The 2,068-nt window shown below is 67.3% G+C and carries 4 protein-coding genes; all 4 read right to left on the minus strand.

From position 1 onward, the window contains the following. Window positions 1–158 precede the first annotated feature (158 nt). Complete coding sequence (gene ccmI / locus JCM25156_RS24885) at window positions 159–557, minus strand: c-type cytochrome biogenesis protein CcmI (protein WP_242402678.1); 399 nt, start codon at window positions 555–557, stop codon at window positions 159–161. A 1-nt stretch (window position 558) separates the two neighbouring features. After that, on the minus strand, window positions 559–1,041 hold the full coding sequence (locus JCM25156_RS14705; RefSeq protein WP_025813669.1) for a cytochrome c-type biogenesis protein: 483 nt from the start codon (window positions 1,039–1,041) through the stop codon (window positions 559–561). Next, a complete protein-coding gene (locus JCM25156_RS14710) occupies window positions 1,038–1,568 on the minus strand; it encodes a DsbE family thiol:disulfide interchange protein (protein WP_025813670.1) in 531 nt (176 codons plus the stop codon). The genes JCM25156_RS14705 and JCM25156_RS14710 overlap by 4 nt, the downstream gene beginning before the upstream one ends. Before the next feature lie 39 nt (window positions 1,569–1,607). Then, window positions 1,608–2,068 (minus strand): cytochrome c-type biogenesis CcmF C-terminal domain-containing protein (locus JCM25156_RS24890; RefSeq protein ID WP_277909471.1); only part of this gene is annotated, 461 nt, incomplete at its 5' end.

The following is a 2,068-nucleotide window of genomic DNA, read 5'->3' on the forward strand; positions in this document are numbered from 1 at the left end:
CGAAACGCTGTTCGATCGCGCTCCGCCATGCCTGCGCGGCGGCGGCGTAATGGTCGCGCCCCGCCTCCGCCTGGCCCAGCAGCACATAGCCCTGGAACAGGCTGGGATCGCCCGGCGGGATCAGCTTCAACTGTTCGCGTAGCCGGTCGATGATCGCATCATTGCGATGGTCTTCCTTCTGGATGGCCGCAAGGCGCGGGGCCAGCGGGCTGCGCGGGTAGGCCGGGATGGCCCACGCTCAGGTACAGCGCGACGGCGGCAACGGGCAGGCCCGTCAGGCAGGCGATGATCGCGCCCGTGGATGCGCCCTTCCGCATCTCGGGCGCGGGCAGGCTGTCAGCACCCAGCAGGCGGCGCTGGATTTCCAGCCGCGCGCTGTCATGTTCGGATGCGGCGATCATGCCTTCGTTCAGGTCGCGCTCCAGTTCGGCCAACTGGGCCTGATGCAGCGCCAGCGCGGATTCACGTTCATCACGTAGCAAGGTGGCGCGCCGCAGGGAAAGCAGGGCGGGCAGCAGTGCAATCACGCCAAGCAGGCAGATACCAATCCAGATCATGTCACTCTCGGCGTGTTCGGGTCAGGTCGGACAGGCGGCGGCGCTCCTCATCCGTCAGGGGCGGGGGTGTTACAATGGATTTGCGCAACGTCCACCACGCCACCCCGATGCCCAGCCCCAGCGCCAGCAGCGGCATGACCCACAGCAGCAGCGTGCCCAGCGTAAGCGGCGGGCGCAGGCGGATGAAGTTGCCATAGCGGCTGACCATCCAGTCCATGATCTGGTGGTCGCTTTCCCCCTTCGCCACATGTTCGCGCACCACATGGCGCAGGTCACGGGCCAGGTCGGCGCTGCTGTCCTCGATGGATTCGTTCTGGCACACGAGACAGCGCAACTGGGCGCCAATGGCCTCGGCGCGCTGTTCCTGCGCCGGGTCGGGCAGCATCTCGGACGGATCATCCACCGCCATCGCCACCATGGGGGCGAAAAGCAGGCAGGCCAGCACCGCCATCATGCCGGTCCGGCGGGAGAAAAGGGTTTTCATGGCTTCAGGCTGCCCGCCAGCGGCAGGATCGTGCCGGTAATCATGGTCTCGGTAATGGGGGAGGCCGTATGCCAGCGGATCACGCCCCCCGGCCCGATCAGGAAGGTTTCGGGCACGCCGGACACCCCCCAGTCGATCGCGGCCAGCCCGTCATGATCGGCGGCGATGCGGGTATAGGGATTGCCCGCGCGCTGCACGAACCCCAGCGCATGTTCGGGCTTGTCCTTGTACGCGATGCCCCAGATCGGCAGGCGGTCCTTCAGCCCGTTCAGCACCGGCATTTCCGCCACGCAGGGAATGCACCACGATGCGAAATAATTGACCAGGACCGGGCTTTTCAGCTCACGCAGGTCCTGCGCGGAAAAGCCGGTTCCCGGCGCCTGGTCGGGCAGAGAGAAATCCGGCACCGGGCGGTTGAGGACCGGGGCGTGGATGTCATGCGGGTCAAACGATCCATGCGACATGCCCGAAAGCATCCGCCAGAACCCGACGCCCGCACCGGCGGCGACAACCAGCGGGGCCGCCATGAGCACGCGCCGCCGCGTGGGGGAGGAAGGAGGGACCGCTCATCGTGCCACCACCATATCAGCCGTCCTGGCCCGGCGCGGCGCGCCCACGCGCACCCGCCGGTCGGAAAGGGAAAGCGCGCCGCCAAACGCCATGACCAGTCCCCCCAGCCACATCCATGGGGCCAGCGGGTTGTAATGCAGCCGCAGTACGTAGGTGGGGTCGGCATCGGTGCCGTGCCTGTCGCCCAGCACACCGTAGATGTCGGCCATGAGGTTGGTGTGGATCGCCACTTCCGTCGTGGTCTGGTGCTGGCTGGCGAATGTCCGCTTGGAGGGGTGGAGCGTGGTGATCAGCCTGCCATCGTGGCGTACCTCGATGGTGGCGACCAGCGCGGTGTAGTTCGGCCCCTGCGCGGGGTGGACCTCGGTCAGGGTCCAGCTATCGCCCGCCAGCATCTCGCTCTGGCCCACGCGTACCTCCACAATGCGGTGCGCGGCCTGCGACATGCCCGCAATGC

The organism is Komagataeibacter kakiaceti JCM 25156 (assembly GCF_000613305.1).

Bases quoted from the DNA above. Each gene is read 5' to 3' on its own strand.
- ccmI (WP_242402678.1), bottom strand. From the start codon at position 557: ATGATCTGGATTGGTATCTGCCTGCTTGGCGTGATTGCACTGCTGCCC.
- JCM25156_RS14705 (WP_025813669.1), bottom strand. From the start codon at position 1,041: ATGAAAACCCTTTTCTCCCGCCGGACCGGCATGATGGCGGTGCTGGCC.
- JCM25156_RS14710 (WP_025813670.1), bottom strand. From the start codon at position 1,568: ATGGCGGCCCCGCTGGTTGTCGCCGCCGGTGCGGGCGTCGGGTTCTGG.